Below are 18,430 nucleotides of genomic sequence, written 5' to 3'. Positions count from 1 at the left end.
TTCCTCGAACCAAGGAGCACTCCATGCACTTCACCCGCCCCATCCCCTGGGCCATCGCCGCCACAGTGCTGGCGAGCGCCGCGACGCCTTCGCTTGCCGAAGAGACCGCCAGCTTTTCGGTCAACACAGAAGTGAAGTTCACCACCGACCAGCGCAGCCGGGGTGTGTCGGACTCGTTGAACGGCCCCGGCATGAAGCTCAGCGTGCAAGCCGTCCATGAAAGTGGCTTGGTCGGGCTGGCTGAATTCGCCACGGTCAGCAGGAAGCAGTTCCTGGACGGCGCGGGCCTGGGGGTTACTCTGGCGGGCGGCTACCGTTTTGGGGACCCCGAGGGCTGGCACTATGGTGCGGGCCTGGCCGCCGAGTTGTTCCCGGGCGCGAAGTTTCAGGCTCCCCATGGTTTTGACATGGGCACTGGCGCGCCCACGGACTGGCGCAGCACCAAATACGACAGCGCATTCGCCGTGGCCGAAATTGGCTACGGGGCGCTGGAGGCGCGGGTCATGAATGTGATCTCCAAGACCTACCGGGGGGCGAACACCGGTGGGGTCTGCGGCACCATGGTGTCGTTGATGGCCGATCCCACGCCAGGGTTGGCCTGCTATGCGCGTGGCGATCACAACTCGCGCGGCAGCTGGCTGTTTGACCTGGGCTACAAATACGCGCTGAACCCGACCACCACACTGAACCTGCATGCCGGTTACCAGAAGATCGCCAACTTCAAGGAGGCGGACTTCTCGGACTATTCCATCGGGGTCACCCACAAGCGCTGGGGCTTCCACTGGAGCGCCGAGTGGATGACCACCCGCACCAGGGTGCGCGAACTCTATATCGCGCTGGATGGCACCCGACTGCGTGCCACCGACAACAACCGCCTTGTGGTTTCCGTCTCGCGCAGCTTCTGAGATGGGCCCACCCTTGGATACCGTGCCCGACCGGGCCGATGGGCGGCTGGTGCTGGCCGTGGACCTGGGAACCTCAGGCTGCAAATGTGCCCTGGTATCGCTGGACGGCACGGTGCACGCCTGGGCCTTCCATGCGGTCCCGCTGCACGTGCAGGGCGCGTTGGCCGAGCAGGCCCCGCAGGATTGGTGGGCTGCGTTCCTGCACAGTGCAGGGGAGGCGCTTGGCGCGGAGACCAGCTTGAGGCAGCGTGTGGTGGCCGTTTGTTGCTCGACCCAGACGGAAGGCACCGTGTGTGTGGACCGCCAAGGCCAGCCGCTGGGGCGTGCGCTGACCTGGCTGGATTCGCGCGGTGCGGCCGCCATGGCACGCCGGGTGCGCGGGCGGGGGCCACGCATCGAAGGCTACGCGCCGCTCAAGCTGTGGCGCTGGCTGCGGCTGACTGGTGGGGCGCCTTCTCTGTCGGGGCGGGACTCGGCGGGACACATGGCCTACATCCGCGACGAAGAGCCCCAACGCTACGAGCGCACCTACAAGTTCCTCAACGTGCTCGACTACCTGAACCTGCGCCTGTCCGGCCGGTTCTGTGCCACGCAGGATTCTGCGGTGACTTCCTGGGTCACCGACAACCGCAATCCGCACCAGGTCCGTTACGACGCAGGCCTCATCCGCCTGCTCGGTATCGACGCGGCCAAGCTGCCGGAGATCGTGCACTCCACCGACGTTCTGGGGCCGCTGCTGCCGGACGTCGTGCAGGCCCTGGGGCTGAATCCCGAAACCGTGGTCGTCGCGGGCGCCGTGGACACCTCTGCGGTGGCGGTGGGTGCGGCCGTGGCCGATTTCGAGACCCATCTGTACCTGGGCACCTCATCGTGGCTGGGGGCGCACGTGCCCTTCATGAAAACCGATGTGCGCCACAAAATTGCGGCCGTGCCCAGCGCGGTGGATGGGCGCTACCTGGCCATGGCGCTGCAGTCCACGGCTGGTGCCAACCTGTCGTTCCTGCGCGACCGCATCCTGTACCACCCCGATGAACTCGCCAGCGACGAAGAGCATCCCGCCGTCTACGAGGTGCTGAACCGCATTGCCGCGCGTGTGCCTCCGGGCGCGCGGGGCCTGATCTACACCCCATGGCTGCTGGGTGAGCGCACACCGGTGGACGACCCGCGCCTGCGTGCCGGGTTGCTCAACATGTCCCTGGAGCACACCCGCGAGGACATCTTTCGCGCGTTTCTGGAAGGCGTGGCACTGAACACGCGCTGGATGCTCGAACCCTTCGCGCGTCTGCTCGGGCGCAACGCGGGCACCGTCACGGCCGTGGGCGGCGGCGCGCAGTCTGACGTGTGGTGCCAGATCATGGCCGACGTGACGGGCCAGCCGATCCGCCAGTTGGAGAACCCCATCCAGACCAATGCCATTGGAGCCGCCTTCATCGCCCGAGTGGGCATGGGCGCGCTGTCGTTTGCCGACCTGGGCCCCCTGCGGCGGACGCGGACCATCTACGAACCCTCCAGCGCGCTGCGCCGCCTGTATGGCGACCAGTTCGAAACCTTCAAGGAAGTGCGCACTCGCCTGGCGCCGCTGTACCACCGCATCAACGCACCCCAAGGAGCCGCTGCATGAACACGCAGAACATCCGCCAGACTGTCGTCGAGCTGTGTGTCGAACTTTCCCACCGGGGCCACTTCTCGGGCACCGGCGGCAACATCGCGCTGCGCATCGACGCAGCGCACATCGCCGTCACCCCCTCGGCGACCGACTACCTGACGATGACCGCGACCGATGTGTGTGTGCTGCGCTTGGCGGACCTGCAGCAGGTGGAAGGTGAACGCACACCCTCGGTCGAAAGTGGCCTGCATGCCCGCGTGCTGCGCGCGCGGCCTGACGTGCAAGCGAGCATCCACACCCACCAGCCCGTGGCCAGCGCCTGCGCATTGCTCGGACAGGCGCTCACGGTGCCGGCCGGGCCAATGCAACGTTCGCTGGGCCGCCGCATTCCTGTGGTCGGCTATGCCCCCTCGGGCAGCGGCTGGCTATCGTCCCGGCTGGCGCGCGCGCTGCGCCCCGACACCAACGCCTACCTCATGCTCAACCATGGCGTGCTGTGCTGCGCCGCGACCACCTGGGCCGCCCTGCAGGCGGTCGAAGACCTCGAAGCCCTGTCGAAGACCTTGTTGCTGCACGCGATCTCTGCACGTTCGGAGCGGGAGCCTCTCGCGCAACCGGCCCTGCAGCGCATCGTTGACGCGCTGGCAGCCTGACCCAACCCCCCGAACCTCAGCTACCCAGCCACCAAGCCATGAGCAACCTTGCCTCTGTTCACACCGCCGCATCGGCCACCGCGCCTCGCCCTGCCATTTCGGCCTGGCCCGATGTCGGCCATCTCTATCGCCGCTTCGACGAGCTGGTCAAGCAGCCGATGCGGCCCATCCGCGCAGACAAGATGCCGCAGGTGATGCGGTATTTCGATGAGCGCTGCCAGGGGTCGCGGCGGTTGTCCGAACGGGCCAAGACCGTGATTCCCGGTGGTGTGCAGCACAACCTGGCTTTCAATCACCCGTTCCCGCTGGCCGTCGCACAGGCTGAGGGCGCCCACATGACCGATGTGGACGGCAACCGCTACATCGATTTCCTGCAGGCCGGTGGTCCCACGCTGCTCGGCTCCAACCATCCGGTGGTGCGTCAGAAGGTGAACGAGGTGCTGGACTCCTGCGGCCCGGTCACCGGCCTGCTGCACGAATACGAAGTCAAGCTGGCCGAGCTGGTGTGCCAGTCCATGCCGGCGGTGGACATGGTGCGCCTGCTCGGTTCGGGCACCGAGGCTGTGATGGGCGCCGTGCGCCTGGCCCGTGCCTACACCGGCAAGAAGTGGGTCATCAAGGTCGGCGGTGCCTACCATGGCTGGAGCGACCAGGTCGTCTATGGCATGCGCCTGCCCAAGACTGGCCGCATGGAAGCCGTGGGCATCCCGCGCGGCGCCACCGGCAGCACCCAGGAGTGCAACCCGAATGACCTGGATGCGCTGCGCAGCAAACTGCAGATCAACCGCCTGCGCGGTGGCACCGCTGCCGTGCTGCTGGAGCCGCTGGGCCCCGAGAGCGGCACACGCCCGGTGCACCCCGACTACAACCGCCAGGTGCGCAAGCTGTGCGACGAGTTCGGCGCGCTGATGATCTTTGACGAGGTGGTCACGGGTTTTCGGCTGGGGGCAGGTGGTGCGCAGGCCTACTTTGACGTCCAGCCCGACCTCACCGTGCTCGGAAAGTGCCTCACCGGTGGCTACCCGATGGCGGGCGCCATCGGCGGGCGCCGGGACATCATGATGATGCTGGTGGGGGGCATCGGTACCACTGCCAAGCGTGCTTTTGTCGGCGGCACCTTGTCGGCCAACCCGCTGTCGTGCGTGGCCGGGTACTTCGCGCTGCTGGAGGCGCAGCGCACCGATGCTGCGGGTGTGGCAGGCCGCGCGGGCGACCGGCTGCGCCAGGGCCTGGAGGAAATCATCCACCGCCTCGGCCTGCCCTACGTGACCTACAACATGGGATCCATCGTGCACCTGCAGACCTCGGGCGTGTTGCTGCTGGACACCAGCAGCCTGTGGAAGCTGTTCAAGGCCAAGGACGAAGCCAAGCGCCGCAAGCACATGATGGAAGAGATGGGTGCGGCCTACACCGCGCATGGCCTCATCACGCTGGCTGGCAGCCGCATCTACACCAGCCTGGCCGACACCGACGAGGTGATCGATGATGCGCTGAACCGTTTCGAAGATGTCTTCAAGCTGGTCTGACACCATGGATTTCGAAGAGAACGTGCGCGCACAGTGGCTCCCGCTGCGCGAGAGGCTGCAAGCCAAGCGTTTGCTGGACAGCGAGGGCGCGAGTTTGTCGCTGCGCATACCGGGCAGCGACGCGATGTGGTTTGGGCTCGCGTCCGGCGCCACGCCCCAACGTGTGCCTTGGCGGACCGCGCCGCACGACGCCCAGGTGCATGCCGCCGCCTACGCCAAACGCGGCGATGTGGGCGCCATTGCTGTCGGCGGAGGGGCTTTCGGACGCTGCCTGGCGGACTTTGGTGGCGCGATGCCGCAGGTGTTCGACGAACAGGCGCGCCACCTGGGGCCCATGGGACCGGCCAGCGCAGACATGGGCGATGCAGCGGCGGTCTTGCAGGGGCGAGGCAACGTGCTGCTGGTGCGAGGGCTCCCGGTGTGCCTTGGCATGACCGCCACGCGCCTGGCGCTCAATGCCGAACTGTTCGAGAAGTGTGCCAAGGCCTACGTGCTGGCCGTGGCCGGGGGTGGGCGCGTGCGTGCTTTACCCTGGATCGTGCGCTGGGTCGCCAACCGGCGACTTGCGAAAGATGAGCAGCGCGCGTTGGCGCGGTTCCTGCAGGGTCAGCTGCCCGAGGAAAGCAAAGGCTACTGACCCCCCACAGAAAGGGCTTCCCATGTCCTCCAATCACGATGTAAAGATGTCCGCAGCGCAGGTGGTTTCCGCGCTGGCGGTCGGCACCATTGCCGTGCTTATGGTGGGCGTGCAGCCCATTCTCCTCGGCGAACTTGTCGAAGCCCGGCAGGTCAGTCTGGAGGGCGTGGGCATTGTGGCCATGGCCGAGATCATCATGCTGGGCCTCGGCGTGGTGCTCGGCGACGCGCTATTGCCGGGTGCGCGGTTGCGGTCGATCACCCTCGTTGCCGGGGTGTGCGCAGCGGGCCTGGATCTGCTCACGCTGCTGGCCACGGGCGACGGCGCCCTGACGGGCGTGCGAGCGGCTGCTGGCCTGGCCGAAGGTGTGCTGATCTGGGGCACCACCGGCGTGGTCGTGCGCACCGCCAACCCGGCGCGCGTGGGCGGCATCTTCTTCGTTGCGCAGACCCTGGCACAGGCGTTGCTGGGCGTGGTGTTGGCCAATGCCATCATTCCCCACTGGGGCTGGCGTGGCGGTTTCGTGGCGCTGGGCTTGCTGGCGCTGCTGCCCTGTCTGCTGGCGTTTGTGCAACCGGCGCGCCTCTCGCCGCTGGCGCCGCCTGCGGTGTCGGGGTTTCGCTGGTCGGCGGCCACCCTTCAGCCATTGGCCGTGGTGTTTCTGCAGCTGGCCACGCTGGGTTCGTTCTGGGCGTACCTGGAGCCCTTGGGCAAGGCCGCTGGTTTCGATGCGCGCAGCGCGCAGACCCTGGTCGCCGCCGTGCTGGCCATGCAGGTGGTGGGAGGCAGCCTGGCCGCGCTGGCCGTGAGGCGCCTGCCCGTGGTGTCCACGCTGGTGGCCTGCTCCGTGCTGCTCGCCATCGTCACCACTGCCGCTCACCAGTTGCCCAGTGGCAACACACGGGACTTTGCCCTGGCCTGTGCCTTGTTCGGTTTTGTTTGGCTTTTCATGCTGCCGTTTCATATTGGCCTGGCGTTCCGTGCCGACCCCAGCGGGCGCCTGGCCGGGCTGGTGCCTGCAGCACAACTGCTGGGCAGTGCATTCGGTCCGCTCACGGCCTCGTTCATTGTCGAAGGTGAAAACGCCAGTGCCGTGCCGTTGCTCAGCGCGGGTTTCGCCCTTGCAGCGGCTGCGCTGGTGCTGGTGGGGCGAGCGCCGCGCAGTGCGCCGGCGCTGAGGTCGCTGCCATGAGCGCCTTTCACCGGGTCATGGGGGTCACCCTACCAGGGTAGGGTTTCGCAAGGCGCGGTGCGCTGCACAGAATCCGTCCTCCATTCATCATCTGGAGGTTTCTGTACATGACCATAACAAGCGCCCCGGGCAGCTGGCACCACGCACGGCCCACTTTCCGCTGGACTTCTCTGGGACTGGCCGCCGTGCTGCTGGCGGGCTGCGGGGGCGGAGATGACGACAACGGCACGTCGCCACCGCCTTCGGCAGGGGTTTTCTCGGTGGGGGGCGTCGTAAGTGGCCTGGGCACGGGCAAGACGTTGACCCTGCAGAACCTTGGCATCGACGACCTGACCCTGAGTGCCAACGGCAATTTCGTGTTCGTCACCCGCATGGACAGTGGCGTGGCCTATGCCGTCACGGTCAAGACGCAGCCCAATGGTCAGCGCTGCACCGTGACGCAGGGCGCCGGCACCGCTACCGCCAACGTGAGCACTGTGCAGGTGCGTTGCGAGAACCTGGCGGCAGCCACCTTCACGGTGGGTGGTTCGGTCTCTGGCCTGGCAAGTGGCACCCTGGTGCTGCAGAACAACGGTGGCGACGATCTTTCGCTCACCAGCAACGGCGGTTTTACCTTTGGTACGGCGGTGGCGGGGGGCGCGGCATATGCAGTCACCGTGCGCACGCAGCCCGCGGGGCAGAGCTGCTCGGTGCGCAATGGCGCGGGCACGGTGGCATCGGCCAACGTGGGCTCGGTCGAGGTGAGCTGTGGCACCGTGGTGGCCTTGCCCGAAGGCGACTGGAAGCAGGAGCTGTGTGTGCCGGTGCGCCCTGGCCAGTGGGGCCGCGCGCTGTGGCGCATTACGCGGCAGGCCGACAACCGGGTGACGGGGCAGATCGGCGTGACCACCTACGCCGATGCCAACTGCACGGGCACTGGCACCGCGGCGGGGCCGCTGTCCGAAGTGGGCAATCTGGTGTTCGACCGCAACGCGAGCACCGCCACATTGACTGCGTTCTGGGGTCTGTGGAGCCAGCCTTCGGGCCTGAACTCGCGCATCGTCTGGGCCCGCAAGGGAACGCGCCTGTGCATGCTGGGCGACCAGACACCCACGGTGTTTCCTACAGCGGCCAGCGTGGAAAACTACGCCAACACCATCATTCCCAACAAGATCTGCTACACGCAGAACTAGTTTGGGCTGGGCGCCGGGGTGCCTCAGCCACCCCGGCGCCGCAGCACCACGGTGATCTGGCCGTTGGTTTCGATGGTGGCTCGCTCCACCTCGTGCAGGTCCAGGCAGCCGCTGGCGCGCAGCGCGGCTTCCAGGTCGTCGGTCGAGAGCAGCTCCTTGCGCATGAGTTCGGCGTTCACCTGGCCCTGCTGCACCAGCACCTGCGGGGTGCCGTCTATCAACCGCTCCATCCACGCAAACCGGAACGTCAGCTGTGCCAGCACCACATGGCAGCCGATGAGCGTGACCGCTGAGATGAGCCCGCCCACCAGCGAGTTGTCGCCCGCGTTCATCGAGTTCTGCACCGCGTTGGACAGGATCAGCAGCAGCACCAGGTCAAACGGCGCGTACTGGCCGGTCTGGCGCTTGCCCGTCAGGCGCAGGAACACCAGCAGAAACACGTAGACCACCACGCCGCGCAGCACGAATTCCCACCACGGCACATTCATTTCCCACATTGCAGGGCTCCTTGTTGGAGGGTTGTGTCGAACACCAGTCTACGGTGCTGAGCGAAAATCCCCTGTGCTTGTTGCCTGCCTGCGTACCCGCCAGGCAGCGCCCCCCCTCTCCACCGAAAGAAAACGCTCGATGCAACGTCGCCAATTTCACCAAGCCAGCGTCCTGGCTGCCCTGCTGTGCGCCACCGGTCAGCAGGCCTGGGCCCTGTCGCTCGGGGATCTCTCCAACGCCGATGCCTCCGGTGGCCTCAAGGCCGCGCTCGGCCAGGGCGCCCAGGCGGCGGTCGCGCTGCTGGGGCGGCCCGATGGTTTTCTGGGCAACCCTCAGGTGCGCATTGGCCTGCCGGGCTATCTGGAAGACGCGGCCAAGGTCATGAAGTCGCTAGGGCAGGGCCGGCGCATCGACGAGCTCGTCACCTCCATCAACCGCGCGGCAGAGGCCGCCGTGCCCATGGGCAAGGATCTGCTGGTGGGCGCCGTGCAGAACATGACGGTGACCGATGCCAAGAACATCCTGACCGGTGGCAGCACCTCGGTCACGGCCTTTTTTGCCGAAAAAACACGCACCCCGCTCTCCGAGCGCTTCCTGCCGGTGGTGAATCAGGCCACCGAAAAGGTGGGCCTGACCCAGAAGTACAACGCCTTCGCCGGCAAGGCCGCAGGGTTTGGACTGCTCAAGCCCGAGGAGGCCAACCTCGCGCAGTACGTCACCGGAAAGACACTCGATGGCCTGTACTTCATGATCGGCGAGGAAGAGCGCCGCATCCGCCAGAACCCCGCTGGTGCGGGCAGTGCCATCGCCCGCAAGGTGTTTGGAACGCTGCGCTGATTGTCGCCCGTGTGAAACGCATGCCCGCCGTGTCTCTGACGAACTCCGAACCCTGCCCCTGCGGCCGTAACCAGGCCAAGCCCGGCAAAAGCGCCAAGGCTGCGGCGTTGTCCTATGGGGACTGCTGCGGCCGCTACCTCGACCACTGGGACGACGCTGCCGCGCCCGATGCCGAGAGCCTCATGCGGTCACGCTACACCGCCTTTGTCCTCGAACGTGGCGACTACCTGCAGGCCACCTGGCATGCCAGCACCCGGCCGGCGGTCCTGGATTTCGACCCCGGCACCAAATGGCTGGGCCTGGAGGTGCGCAGCCACCGCGCCACGGGCGAAGGCCGGGTCGAGGTGGAGTTTGTCGCGCGCTACCGCGTGGGCGGGCGTGCCGTGCGCCTGCACGAGACCAGCCGCTTCGTGTGCGAAGGCGGGCGCTGGTGGTATGTGGATGGCGATATCCACAGCTGAAATTTTGAATAAAAATGAACTCCAGCGCTTTACCCATAAGCGCTAATAGCTATGAAATTTGAAGCAATCTTGTTTGACTGCGATGGCGTGCTGGTAGACAGCGAACCCATCACCAACGGCGTGCTGCGCGACATGCTCAACGAGGCGGGCTGGGCCATCACGCACGAAGAATGCATGGACTATTTCATCGGCCGGACGGTGCGCAGCGCCACCGTCCGCATTGAGGCCGAGACCGGTCGGCCACTCACCGACGAGTGGATGGCCAGCTTCTATGCGCGGCGCAATGCCGAACTGGATCGGCGCCTGGTGGCCATCGCGCACATCCACCCCGCCATCGAGCGTGTGCATGCCCACCATGGCGGGCGCATTGCCTGCGCCTCGGGAGCCGATCGCTTCAAGGTGGAGATGCAACTGGCCAAGGTGGGGCTCATGCGCTTCTTTGAAGGCCGCATCTTCAGCGGCCACGAGGTGCCCCAGACCAAACCGGCGCCCGACGTGTACCTGGCCGCCGCTGCCGCTCTGCAGGCCGATCCGGCGCGCTGCGCCGTGGTGGAGGATTCGACCATCGGCGTCCGTGCAGGCGTGGCCGCCGGGGCCACGGTGTTTGCCTATGCGCCGCTGGACGACGGCGAGGCCCTGCGTGCCGCAGGCGCATCGCAGGTGTTTCGCAGCATGGCCGAGCTGCCCGCACTGCTGGGCTGCTGACGCTGGCAAGGCGAGCCTGAAAGAAAAGCCTGCAACCCTGGGAGGAGCGCGATGCCGGTATTTCGCATGCAGCAGAGGGTGTGGCGGTGCGCCGTGGTGGCCGCCCTGGTCTTGCTGGGGGGCTGCTCGTCGGTGCGGCCCTGGATCAACGAGCCCTTGAAGCCCGAGGACCAGGGCATCCCCGAGCGCAAGTCCGAGCGCGATCCCTCCATCCTTGTTGCCGTGACACTCTCTGGCGGCGGTGCGCGGGCGGCGGCCTTCGGCTTTGGCGTGCTGACCGAGATGCAGGCCACGCGCTTTGACTGGAACGGGCGCCCCACCACGCTGCTCGATGCCACCGATGTGATCAGCGGCGTCTCGGGCGGCAGCATCGTGGCCGCGTACCTGGCGGCGCACGGCATCGATGGGCTGCCGCGTTTCGAGCACGAGTTTCTGCGCCAGAACTTCCAGAACAGCCTGATCACGCAGGCGCTGCGCCCGGGCAACCTGGTGGACCTCACATCGCCCTGGCTCGGCCGCACCCACCTGCTGGCGCGGCGGCTGGATGAGCTTTATGGCGGGCTCACGTTTGGCGATGTGGCACGACGCCCGCGCCACCCGCAGCTGTTCATCACGGCCACGGACATGTCGCTGGGCTCGGGCTTCGAGTTCACCTGGGAGCAGTTCGCGCTGATCTGCTCGGACCTGCGCAAGGTGCCGCTGTCGTTTGCCGTGGCGTCATCATCGGCCGTGCCGTTGCTGCTGAGCCCGATGACGCTCAAGAACTACTCCGACCAGTGCGCGGAGCACAAGACGGTGTCCCGCGCGGGCACCCTGGCCGCAGGCGGCGACTACCGTGCCCGGCTGTACCGCGCGCACGAACTGAGCTACCTGGACGCGCAGCGCAGGCCCTACATCCACCTGGTGGACGGGGGCCTGGCCGACAACCTGGGTGTGCAGCGGCTGCTTGACCGAGCCCTCGCCGGCGGCGGGCTGCGCGAGACCTTCAGCGAGGTGGGCATTCCGCCGGGCACCATCCGCAAGCTGGTGCTGGTCACCGTGAATGCCGAGCGCGACCCGTCGGTCAACATCGACATGAGTGACGAGGTGCCCAACATGGTGCAGGTGGTGGACTCCCTGCTGTTCGGCACGGGCGGGCGCGCCACGCGCGAGACGCAGGAGTTCTTGCGCGACATCACGCAGCAGTGGCGCCAGTCGCTGGCCGCAGGCTCGACGGGCAGCAACGACGCCTTCGCGCCGGGTGCCGAGATCCACGTCATTCCCGTCAACCTGCGCGACGCCCCTGACGACGTGGCGCGCCGTCGCCTGCTGCAGGTGCCCACGGCGTTCTCGATTGCGCCCGATGAAGTGACCGACCTCATCGAGGCGGGCGGCAGCGTGCTGCGCCATTCGCCCGAGTTCCGCGCGCTGGTGCAATCGCTGGCCCGGCAGGCCCCGCCTTCACCTGCGCCTGTGCCCGTGCCGACAAAGACCGAGTAGCCGCGCGGGCCCGGCTGTCTGCCGGGCTCCAGCGCATCACGGTCTTGTGTCGGGTGCCGGGGTGGTGGGCACGTCCTGGTCTTGGGCTGCCTCCATCTGCGCCGCCATGGCCCTTTGGTAGCCGGGGCGTTGTTGCAGGCGCTGCCAATAGGCCTGCGTGGCGGGGCCAAACTGAGGGGCCAGGTCCAGATGCTCGGCCAGCAGCAGGGCATAGCCCACCGATACATCTGCCGCCGTGAAGCGGCCCGCGCACAGATAGTCGCTGTGGTTGTGGGTCAGGGCGGTTTCCACGGCGCGCAGCCGGGCCAGGAACCAGCGGCTGTAGTCCTCCACCACCTGGGGCTGCCGGCGTTCGGCAGGCTCGAACCGGCCATAACGCAGCACCAGCGTCTGCGGAAAGGTGAGTGTGGCTTCGCCCAAATGCAGCCAGTTCAGGTAGGCGCCAAAGGCCGGGTCGGGTGGGCGCACGTCCAGCCCCGCGTCGGGGTGTGCGGCGGCCAGGTACTGGCAGATGGCGGCGGATTCGGTCATGCGCACCTGGTGTGGCGCCTTGCCCTGCACCAGCAGCGGCACGGTGCCCAGCGGGTTCTCTTCCAGGAACCAGCGCGCATGGGCCCGGGGCGGGAACGGCAGCATGTGCAGGGTGTAGGGCAGTTGCAGCTCTTCCAGCATCCACAGGGGCCGGAAGGAGCGCGCGCTCACGCAGTGGTACAGATGGATCATGGCGGGAAGGGGGCGAAAGGGCGGGGCGGTGGAGGGAGCGTGGGCCAGTGTAGTGGCGGGTGGCTGGGGGCGGCCCTCCTGTGGCGGCCATGCAGGGTGCAGATCGCGCCACCAAGCCATCCGCTATCACACCCTCAGGCTTGGCGGGCGTGGCGCCGGAACTCCGCAGGTGAATGGCCTGTCCAGCCCCGAAAGGCGCGGATGAAGCTTTTTTCGTTCACAAAGCCTGCGGCCTCGGCCACCTGCTTGATGGGACGGTCGGTGCGGTGCAGCAGTTCCACCGCGCGGCTCTGGCGCACCTCGTCCTTGAGGCCCTGCAGCGTGGCGCCTTCTTCCTTGAGCTGCCGGTGCAGCGTGCGGGGCGACACATGCAGCAGGCTGGCCAGCGACTCGGCGCTGTGCTGGGGCAGGGCGTGCGCCAGTTGCCCTGCCACCGGGGCGCCCAGCAGCTGGCGCACGCGCTGCACCAGCAGCCGGTCGCGCCGGTACTGCAGCACCGTGAGCGGCAGGGCGTGCTGCAGCATCTGGCGCAGTGCCTGCTCGTCGCGCCGCAGGGGCAGGCTGAGGTAGCGGGCATCAAAGTGGATGGCCGTGCGTGGCGCGTGGAAGGTGACGGGGCCCCGGAACAGCACGGCATACGCATCGGAGTGCGGCGGTGCGTCAAACGCAAATTCGGCAGCGATGAGGGGGATGCGCGAGTCCACCATCCAGCAGGCCAGGCCGTGCGCGTTGCGCAATACGGAGACCAGGCAGAACTCGCGCAGCCCACCCAGGTCGCGGGCCTCGGTGATGGCCAGGGTGGCGGTGTCGCCCTGGGTGGTGAGGTGCAGCGCAATGTCGTCTGCCAGCAGACCGTGGTGGCGGCACCAGCGGGCCAGTGCCACTTGCAGCGTGGGCGAGCTGATGCTGGCGCGCGCCAGCATGCCGTAGCTGCCCCAGGGCAGGCGACGGCTGAACCAGCCCAGGGCTTCGTCGTCCAGCTCCTGCATGGCGGCGTCGGAGATCTGCTCCATCTGCCAGGCGGTGATGCGGGCGTGGTCGTCCTGCAGCAGCTGCGGCGCAATCTGTGCCTGCGCCAGGGCGCGCTCGGGGCGCATGCCGCGCCGCTCGTACGCCAGAACAATGGCGCGCACAAAGGCGATGGGCGTGGCGGCGGGGGCGGACGTGGCCGAAGGGGGGCGGTCGGCGGTGGGGGCGGGCGGTTTCACGCCGCAGAGTGTGCCAGCCGTGGCACGATTTGCAACCATTGTGTCCACCCTCAGGGGGCACAGGCTTCTATGCTTACGGATCGCCGCCCGCATATCCCTATGGCGCAGGGCCGGATGACAAAGCCGAGGAGACAACACCCGTGACGAGTGCAGCCGCAACGAACTCCGCACCGCTGGTGGACAGCCACGCCCGTGGCGCCACCGACGTTCCCCTGATCGAACAGACCCTCGGCGCCTTTTTTGCCGACATGGCGGCCCGCCAGCCCGACAGCGAGGCGCTGGTCAGCGTGCACCAGGGGCGCCGCTACACGTATGCCCAGTTGCAGGCCGAATCGCAGCGCCTGGCCAGCGCGCTGCTGGGCCAGGGCCTGGTGCCGGGTGACCGCGTGGGCATCTGGTCGCACAACAACGCCGAATGGGTGCTGATGCAACTGGCCACCGCGCAGGTGGGCCTGGTGCTGGTCAACATCAACCCGGCCTACCGCACGTCCGAGGTCGAATACGCCCTGAACAAGGTGGGCTGCCGGCTGCTGGTGAGTATGGCGCGCTTCAAGACCAGCGACTACCTGGGCATGCTGCGCGAGCTGGCGCCCGAATGGCAGCACCAGCAACCGGGCCAACTGGGCTCCGTGAAGCTGCCGCACCTGAACACCGTGGTGTGGATCGACGACGGGGCGGGGCAGGGCGCCGACGAGCCCGGGCTGCTGCGGTTTTCGGACCTGCTGGCGCGCGGCGATGCGCAGGATGCGCGCCTGGCGCAGATCGCCGCCACGCTCAAGGCCACCGACCCGATCAACATCCAGTTCACCAGCGGCACCACGGGCTTCCCCAAGGGTGCCACGCTCACGCACCGCAACATCCTGAACAACGGCTTCTTCATCGGTGAATGCATGAAGCTCACGCCGGACGACCGCCTGTGCATCCCTGTGCCGCTGTACCACTGCTTCGGCATGGTGCTGGGCAACCTGGCGTGCTTCACGCATGGCGCCACCATCGTCTACCCCAATGATGGGTTCGACCCGCTCACCGTGTTGCAGACGGTGCAGGACGAGCGCTGCACCGGCCTGCACGGCGTGCCCACCATGTTCATCGCCGAGCTGGACCACCCGCGGTTCGCCGAGTTCGACCTGTCCACCCTGCGCACCGGCATCATGGCCGGCTCGCCGTGCCCCACCGAGGTCATGAAACGCGTGGTGGAGCAGATGAATTTGCGCGAAATCACCATCGCCTACGGCATGACCGAGACCAGCCCGGTCAGCTGCCAGAGCAGCACCGACACGCCGCTGGCCAAACGCGTCTCCACCGTGGGCCAGGTGCAGCCGCACCTGGAGGTCAAGATCGTGGATCCCGACACCGGCGCCGTGGTGCCCATCGGCCAGCGCGGCGAGTTCTGCACCCGGGGCTATTCGGTGATGCACGGCTACTGGGGGGATGACGCCAAGACCCGCGAGGCGATCGACGTCGACGGCTGGATGCACACCGGCGACCTGGCCACCATGGACGCCGAGGGCTACGTCAACATCGTCGGCCGCATCAAGGACATGGTGATCCGCGGCGGTGAAAACATCTACCCGCGCGAGATCGAAGAGTTCTTGTACCGCCACCCGCAGGTGCAGGACGTGCAGGTGGTGGGCGTGCCCGATGCCAAGTACGGCGAGGAGCTGTGCGCCTGGATCATCGCCAAGCCCGGCACGACACCGACCGAGGACGACGTGCGCGCCTTCTGCAAGGGCCAGATCGCGCACTACAAGGTGCCGCGCTACATCCGCTTCGTCACCAGCTTCCCGATGACGGTGACGGGCAAGATCCAGAAGTTCAAGATCCGCGACGAGATGAAGGATCAGCTCGGTTTGGTCGAAGCCAAGACCGCGTGAAACACACAAGAAGCAACACAGCATGACCATTCTCGACACCCAACTCAACGCCCGCTCGGCGGACTTTCTGGCCAATGCCGCGGCTATGCGCACGCTGGTCGACGACCTGCGCGCCCAGCTCGACAAGGTTGCCCAGGGCGGCGGCGAAGCGGCCCGCGCCAAGCACACCGCGCGCGGCAAGCTGCTGCCGCGCGAGCGGGTGCAGATGCTGCTGGACCCGGGCACGCCGTTTTTGGAGCTGGCGCCGCTGGCCGCACTCAACATGTACAACAACGATGCACCGAGCTCGGGGCTGATTGCCGGCATCGGCCGCGTGAGCGGTGTGGACTGCATGATCGTGTGCAACGACGCCACGGTGAAGGGCGGCACCTACTACCCGCTCACCGTCAAGAAGCACCTGCGCGCGCAGGAGGTGGCGCAACAAAACCACCTGACCTGCATCTACCTCGTGGACTCGGGCGGTGCCAACCTGCCCAACCAGGACGAGGTCTTTCCTGACCGCGACCACTTCGGCCGCATCTTCTTCAACCAGGCCAACATGAGTGCCATGGGCATCTCGCAGATCGCCGTGGTCATGGGCAGTTGTACGGCGGGCGGCGCCTACGTGCCGGCCATGAGCGACGAGTCCATCATCGTGAAGAACCAGGGCACCATCTTTTTGGGTGGCCCGCCGTTGGTGAAGGCCGCCACGGGCGAGGTGGTTACGGCTGAAGACCTGGGCGGTGGCGACGTGCACACGCGCCTGTCGGGCGTGGCCGACCACCTGGCCCAGAACGACATGCACGCGCTGCAGCTGGCGCGCAATGCCGTGCGCAATTTGAATAAAAACAAGGCTCCGGCGCTTGCTGATCAATCGCCAGTAGCTCCTAAGTTTGTAGCAGAAGAGCTCTACGGCGTGATCCCCGTGGACACCCGCAAGCCCTTCGACGTGCGCGAGATCATCGCCCGCATCGTCGATGGCAGCGAGTTCGACGAATTCAAGGCGCGCTACGGCACCACGCTGGTCACGGGCTTTGCGCGCATCGAGGGGATGATGGTCGGCATCATCGCCAACAACGGCATCCTGTTTTCCGAGTCGGCCCTGAAGGGCGCGCACTTCATCGAGCTGTGCTGCCAGCGCAAGATCCCGCTCGTGTTCCTGCAGAACATCACCGGCTTCATGGTCGGCCGCAAGTACGAGAACGAAGGCATCGCGCGCAACGGCGCCAAGATGGTCACGGCCGTGGCCACGGCCAGCGTGCCCAAGTTCACCATCATCATCGGCGGCAGCTTTGGCGCGGGCAACTACGGCATGTGCGGCCGGGCCTACTCGCCCCGCTTCCTCTGGATGTGGCCCAACGCACGCATCAGCGTCATGGGCGGCGACCAGGCTGCGGGCGTGCTAGCCACGGTGAAGCGCGACGGCATCGAAGCCAAGGGCGGGCAGTGGAGCATGGAGGAAGAAGAAGCCTTCAAGGCCCCCATCCGCCGCCAGTACGAAGACCAGGGCCACCCCTACTACGCCACCGCGCGCCTGTGGGACGACGGCGTGATCGACCCGGCCGACACCCGCCGCGTGCTGGCGCTGGGCCTGGCGGCCACGCGCAATGCGCCCATCGAAGACACCAAGTTCGGCCTGTTCCGCATGTGACCGGGCCGGGAGCAGCCATGGACGCCGTCGCCCACTTCACACAGCTCGCACGCTACAACGTGTGGGCCACTGCGCGCCTGCTCGATGCCGTGCGGGCGCTGCCTGAAGAGGCCTACCGGCGCGATGTGGGCCTGTTCTTCAAAAGCATCCATGGCACGCTCAACCACCTGCTGGTGGGCGAACACCATCTGTGGTTTGTGCGGTTCGCCGAAGGCACGTCGCCCAAGATGGCGCTGGACGCCGAACTGGAAAGCGACCGTGCGCGGCTGGATGCCCGCCTGCGCGAAGGCGCGGCCCGCTGGGCACCGCTGATTGCTTCGTTCGCTCCAGGCCGCTGGGACGGCACGCTGAACTACACCACCATGCGGGGCACGGCGGCATCGTTGCCGTTTGCGGCCACGCTGGCGCATGTGTTCAACCACGGCACGCACCACCGGGGCCAGATCACCGCCGCATTGACCGTCCTGCGCCAGCCCAGCCCCGAGCTGGACCTTGTCTACTTCCTGCAAAACCCGCCCACGCCATGAGCCAGAACCTGTCCATCACCCAAGCCGGCGCCGTGGCGCGCATCACGCTCACGCAGCCCGAGATCCGCAACGCCTTCAGCGATGAGGTCATTGCCGAGCTGACGGCGGCCTTCACCGAAGTGGGCGCGCGCGCCGACGTGCGCGCCGTGGTGCTGGCCGCAGAGGGCCCCGCGTTCTGCGCGGGCGCCAACCTCAACTGGATGCGCCGCATGGCCGACTACACGCGCGACGAGAACGTGGCCGACGCGGGCAAGCTGGCCGAGATGCTGCGCGTGATCTACGCATGCGAGAAGCCGACGATTGCCCGCGTGCAGGGCGACGTGTACGCCGGCGGCATGGGCCTGGTGGCCGCGTGCGACATGGCGGTGGCGGTGGACACGGCGGGCTTTTGCTTGAGTGAGGTGAAGCTGGGCCTCATCCCCGCCACCATCAGCCCCTACGTGATCCGCGCCATGGGGCCCCGCGCCGCGCACCGCTACTTCCTGACGGCCGAGCGCTTTGATGCCGCCGAGGCGCTCCGAGTTGGCTTCGTTCACGAGGTGGTGGCTGCAGACCAACTCGACGCCAAGGTCGACGAACTGCTCAAGGCCTTGACCAGCGCCAGCCCCCACGCCGTGCGCGCCTGCAAGAAGCTGGTAATGGACGTGGCCGAGCGCGAGATCAACGCGGATCTGATCGCCGCCACCGTGCAGGGCATTGCGGACATCCGCGCCAGCGACGAAGGCAAGGAAGGCGTGCAGTCGTTCCTGAACAAGCGCAAGCCGAACTGGCTATGAAACACCCCCTGAGTCGCTTCGCGCCTTCCC

18 protein-coding genes are annotated in these 18,430 nt (G+C 67.2%); 15 read left to right on the top strand and 3 right to left on the bottom strand.

All coding sequences use genetic code 11. The annotated features are described in order from the left end of the window. Positions 1 to 23 precede the first annotated feature (23 nt). From ASE39_RS05075 to ASE39_RS05045, 7 genes are all read left to right on the top strand, one after another. A complete protein-coding gene (locus tag ASE39_RS05075) occupies positions 24 to 905 on the top strand; it encodes a TorF family putative porin (protein ID WP_057270432.1) in 882 nt (293 codons plus the stop codon). A 1-nt stretch (position 906) separates the two neighbouring features. Next, positions 907 to 2,526, top strand: a complete 1,620-nt coding sequence (locus ASE39_RS05070) for an FGGY-family carbohydrate kinase (protein WP_057270431.1) — start codon at positions 907 to 909, stop codon at positions 2,524 to 2,526. Then, positions 2,523 to 3,164, top strand: a complete 642-nt coding sequence (locus ASE39_RS05065) for a class II aldolase/adducin family protein (RefSeq protein ID WP_010466768.1) — start codon at positions 2,523 to 2,525, stop codon at positions 3,162 to 3,164. The genes ASE39_RS05070 and ASE39_RS05065 overlap by 4 nt, the downstream gene beginning before the upstream one ends. A gap of 38 nt (positions 3,165 to 3,202) precedes the next feature. Next, positions 3,203 to 4,690 carry an aminotransferase class III-fold pyridoxal phosphate-dependent enzyme gene (locus ASE39_RS05060; RefSeq protein ID WP_010466766.1) on the top strand — a complete coding sequence of 496 codons (1,488 nt, stop codon included), beginning with the start codon at positions 3,203 to 3,205 and terminating at the stop codon, positions 4,688 to 4,690. Positions 4,691 to 4,694: 4 nt separating this feature from the next. Further along, positions 4,695 to 5,327, top strand: coding sequence for a hypothetical protein (locus ASE39_RS05055; protein ID WP_010466765.1), 633 nt, complete (start codon positions 4,695 to 4,697; stop codon positions 5,325 to 5,327). A 22-nt stretch (positions 5,328 to 5,349) separates the two neighbouring features. After that, on the top strand, positions 5,350 to 6,519 hold the full coding sequence (locus ASE39_RS05050) for an MFS transporter (RefSeq protein ID WP_057270430.1): 1,170 nt from the start codon (positions 5,350 to 5,352) through the stop codon (positions 6,517 to 6,519). Positions 6,520 to 6,626: 107 nt separating this feature from the next. Continuing rightward, positions 6,627 to 7,691, top strand: coding sequence for a hypothetical protein (locus tag ASE39_RS05045; RefSeq protein WP_057270429.1), 1,065 nt, complete (start codon positions 6,627 to 6,629; stop codon positions 7,689 to 7,691). Between the two features lie 23 nt (positions 7,692 to 7,714). Here the strand turns inward: ASE39_RS05045 and ASE39_RS05040 are convergent, their stop codons facing one another. Continuing rightward, on the bottom strand, positions 7,715 to 8,188 hold the full coding sequence (locus tag ASE39_RS05040; protein ID WP_010466759.1) for a YetF domain-containing protein: 474 nt from the start codon (positions 8,186 to 8,188) through the stop codon (positions 7,715 to 7,717). Between the two features lie 130 nt (positions 8,189 to 8,318). On the opposite strand from ASE39_RS05040, the gene ASE39_RS05035 reads away from it, so the two are divergent. From ASE39_RS05035 to ASE39_RS05020, 4 genes are read left to right on the top strand one after another with little or no spacing between them, the layout of a single operon-like run. Further along, the gene (locus ASE39_RS05035; RefSeq protein ID WP_057270428.1) at positions 8,319 to 9,017 is read left to right on the top strand and encodes a DUF4197 domain-containing protein; all 699 of its coding nucleotides are present in this window, start codon (positions 8,319 to 8,321) and stop codon (positions 9,015 to 9,017) included. 20 nt (positions 9,018 to 9,037) lie between these two features. After that, complete coding sequence (locus tag ASE39_RS05030) at positions 9,038 to 9,478, top strand: YchJ family metal-binding protein (protein WP_057270427.1); 441 nt, start codon at positions 9,038 to 9,040, stop codon at positions 9,476 to 9,478. Positions 9,479 to 9,529: 51 nt separating this feature from the next. Further along, complete coding sequence (locus ASE39_RS05025) at positions 9,530 to 10,183, top strand: HAD family phosphatase (protein WP_057270426.1); 654 nt, start codon at positions 9,530 to 9,532, stop codon at positions 10,181 to 10,183. A 51-nt stretch (positions 10,184 to 10,234) separates the two neighbouring features. Then, positions 10,235 to 11,662 carry a patatin-like phospholipase family protein gene (locus ASE39_RS05020; protein ID WP_242421364.1) on the top strand — a complete coding sequence of 476 codons (1,428 nt, stop codon included), beginning with the start codon at positions 10,235 to 10,237 and terminating at the stop codon, positions 11,660 to 11,662. A gap of 36 nt (positions 11,663 to 11,698) precedes the next feature. Here ASE39_RS05020 and ASE39_RS05015 read toward each other — a convergent pair whose 3' ends face one another. Together ASE39_RS05015 and ASE39_RS05010 are read right to left on the bottom strand one after the other, a co-directional pair. Next, entirely contained in the window at positions 11,699 to 12,385 is a 687-nt protein-coding gene (locus ASE39_RS05015; protein ID WP_057225912.1) for a glutathione S-transferase family protein, read from the bottom strand. A gap of 134 nt (positions 12,386 to 12,519) precedes the next feature. Further along, positions 12,520 to 13,632: an AraC family transcriptional regulator gene (locus tag ASE39_RS05010; protein ID WP_242421363.1), complete on the bottom strand. Its 1,113-nt coding sequence runs from the start codon at positions 13,630 to 13,632 to the stop codon at positions 12,520 to 12,522. A 101-nt stretch (positions 13,633 to 13,733) separates the two neighbouring features. On the opposite strand from ASE39_RS05010, the gene ASE39_RS05005 reads away from it, so the two are divergent. Genes ASE39_RS05005 through ASE39_RS04990 form a run of 4 tightly spaced genes read left to right on the top strand, consistent with a single transcriptional unit; the run spans position 13,734 to position 18,400 of the window. After that, positions 13,734 to 15,467 carry an AMP-binding protein gene (locus tag ASE39_RS05005; RefSeq protein ID WP_057270424.1) on the top strand — a complete coding sequence of 578 codons (1,734 nt, stop codon included), beginning with the start codon at positions 13,734 to 13,736 and terminating at the stop codon, positions 15,465 to 15,467. 22 nt (positions 15,468 to 15,489) lie between these two features. Continuing rightward, entirely contained in the window at positions 15,490 to 17,097 is a 1,608-nt protein-coding gene (locus tag ASE39_RS05000) for a carboxyl transferase domain-containing protein (protein ID WP_057270423.1), read from the top strand. Between the two features lie 17 nt (positions 17,098 to 17,114). Beyond that, complete coding sequence (locus tag ASE39_RS04995; RefSeq protein ID WP_057270422.1) at positions 17,115 to 17,624, top strand: DinB family protein; 510 nt, start codon at positions 17,115 to 17,117, stop codon at positions 17,622 to 17,624. Beyond that, positions 17,621 to 18,400: an enoyl-CoA hydratase/isomerase family protein gene (locus ASE39_RS04990; protein ID WP_057270421.1), complete on the top strand. Its 780-nt coding sequence runs from the start codon at positions 17,621 to 17,623 to the stop codon at positions 18,398 to 18,400. Before ASE39_RS04995 ends, ASE39_RS04990 begins: the two co-directional genes overlap by 4 nt. Positions 18,401 to 18,430: the final 30 nt, after the last annotated feature.

It is taken from the genome of Acidovorax sp. Root267, assembly GCF_001429215.1.
GTDB classification, from domain to species: Bacteria; Pseudomonadota; Gammaproteobacteria; order Burkholderiales; family Burkholderiaceae_C; genus Acidovorax; species Acidovorax radicis.
This window is presented reverse-complemented; position numbering and strand designations above follow the sequence as displayed.

What these genes read in the sequence shown, in the direction of transcription:
- ASE39_RS05030 (WP_057270427.1), top strand. Translation starts at nt 9,038, where the DNA reads ATGCCCGCCGTGTCTCTGACGAACTCCGAACCCTGCCCCTGCGGCCGT.
- ASE39_RS04995 (WP_057270422.1), top strand. Translation starts at nt 17,115, where the DNA reads ATGGACGCCGTCGCCCACTTCACACAGCTCGCACGCTACAACGTGTGG.
- ASE39_RS05050 (WP_057270430.1), top strand. Translation starts at nt 5,350, where the DNA reads ATGTCCTCCAATCACGATGTAAAGATGTCCGCAGCGCAGGTGGTTTCC.
- ASE39_RS05070 (WP_057270431.1), top strand. Translation starts at nt 907, where the DNA reads ATGGGCCCACCCTTGGATACCGTGCCCGACCGGGCCGATGGGCGGCTG.
- ASE39_RS05010 (WP_242421363.1), bottom strand. Translation starts at nt 13,632, where the DNA reads ATGGTTGCAAATCGTGCCACGGCTGGCACACTCTGCGGCGTGAAACCG.
- ASE39_RS05045 (WP_057270429.1), top strand. Translation starts at nt 6,627, where the DNA reads ATGACCATAACAAGCGCCCCGGGCAGCTGGCACCACGCACGGCCCACT.
- ASE39_RS05055 (WP_010466765.1), top strand. Translation starts at nt 4,695, where the DNA reads ATGGATTTCGAAGAGAACGTGCGCGCACAGTGGCTCCCGCTGCGCGAG.
- ASE39_RS05035 (WP_057270428.1), top strand. Translation starts at nt 8,319, where the DNA reads ATGCAACGTCGCCAATTTCACCAAGCCAGCGTCCTGGCTGCCCTGCTG.
- ASE39_RS05040 (WP_010466759.1), bottom strand. Translation starts at nt 8,188, where the DNA reads ATGTGGGAAATGAATGTGCCGTGGTGGGAATTCGTGCTGCGCGGCGTG.
- ASE39_RS05015 (WP_057225912.1), bottom strand. Translation starts at nt 12,385, where the DNA reads ATGATCCATCTGTACCACTGCGTGAGCGCGCGCTCCTTCCGGCCCCTG.
- ASE39_RS05065 (WP_010466768.1), top strand. Translation starts at nt 2,523, where the DNA reads ATGAACACGCAGAACATCCGCCAGACTGTCGTCGAGCTGTGTGTCGAA.
- ASE39_RS05075 (WP_057270432.1), top strand. Translation starts at nt 24, where the DNA reads ATGCACTTCACCCGCCCCATCCCCTGGGCCATCGCCGCCACAGTGCTG.
- ASE39_RS05025 (WP_057270426.1), top strand. Translation starts at nt 9,530, where the DNA reads ATGAAATTTGAAGCAATCTTGTTTGACTGCGATGGCGTGCTGGTAGAC.
- ASE39_RS05060 (WP_010466766.1), top strand. Translation starts at nt 3,203, where the DNA reads ATGAGCAACCTTGCCTCTGTTCACACCGCCGCATCGGCCACCGCGCCT.
- ASE39_RS04990 (WP_057270421.1), top strand. Translation starts at nt 17,621, where the DNA reads ATGAGCCAGAACCTGTCCATCACCCAAGCCGGCGCCGTGGCGCGCATC.
- ASE39_RS05000 (WP_057270423.1), top strand. Translation starts at nt 15,490, where the DNA reads ATGACCATTCTCGACACCCAACTCAACGCCCGCTCGGCGGACTTTCTG.
- ASE39_RS05020 (WP_242421364.1), top strand. Translation starts at nt 10,235, where the DNA reads ATGCCGGTATTTCGCATGCAGCAGAGGGTGTGGCGGTGCGCCGTGGTG.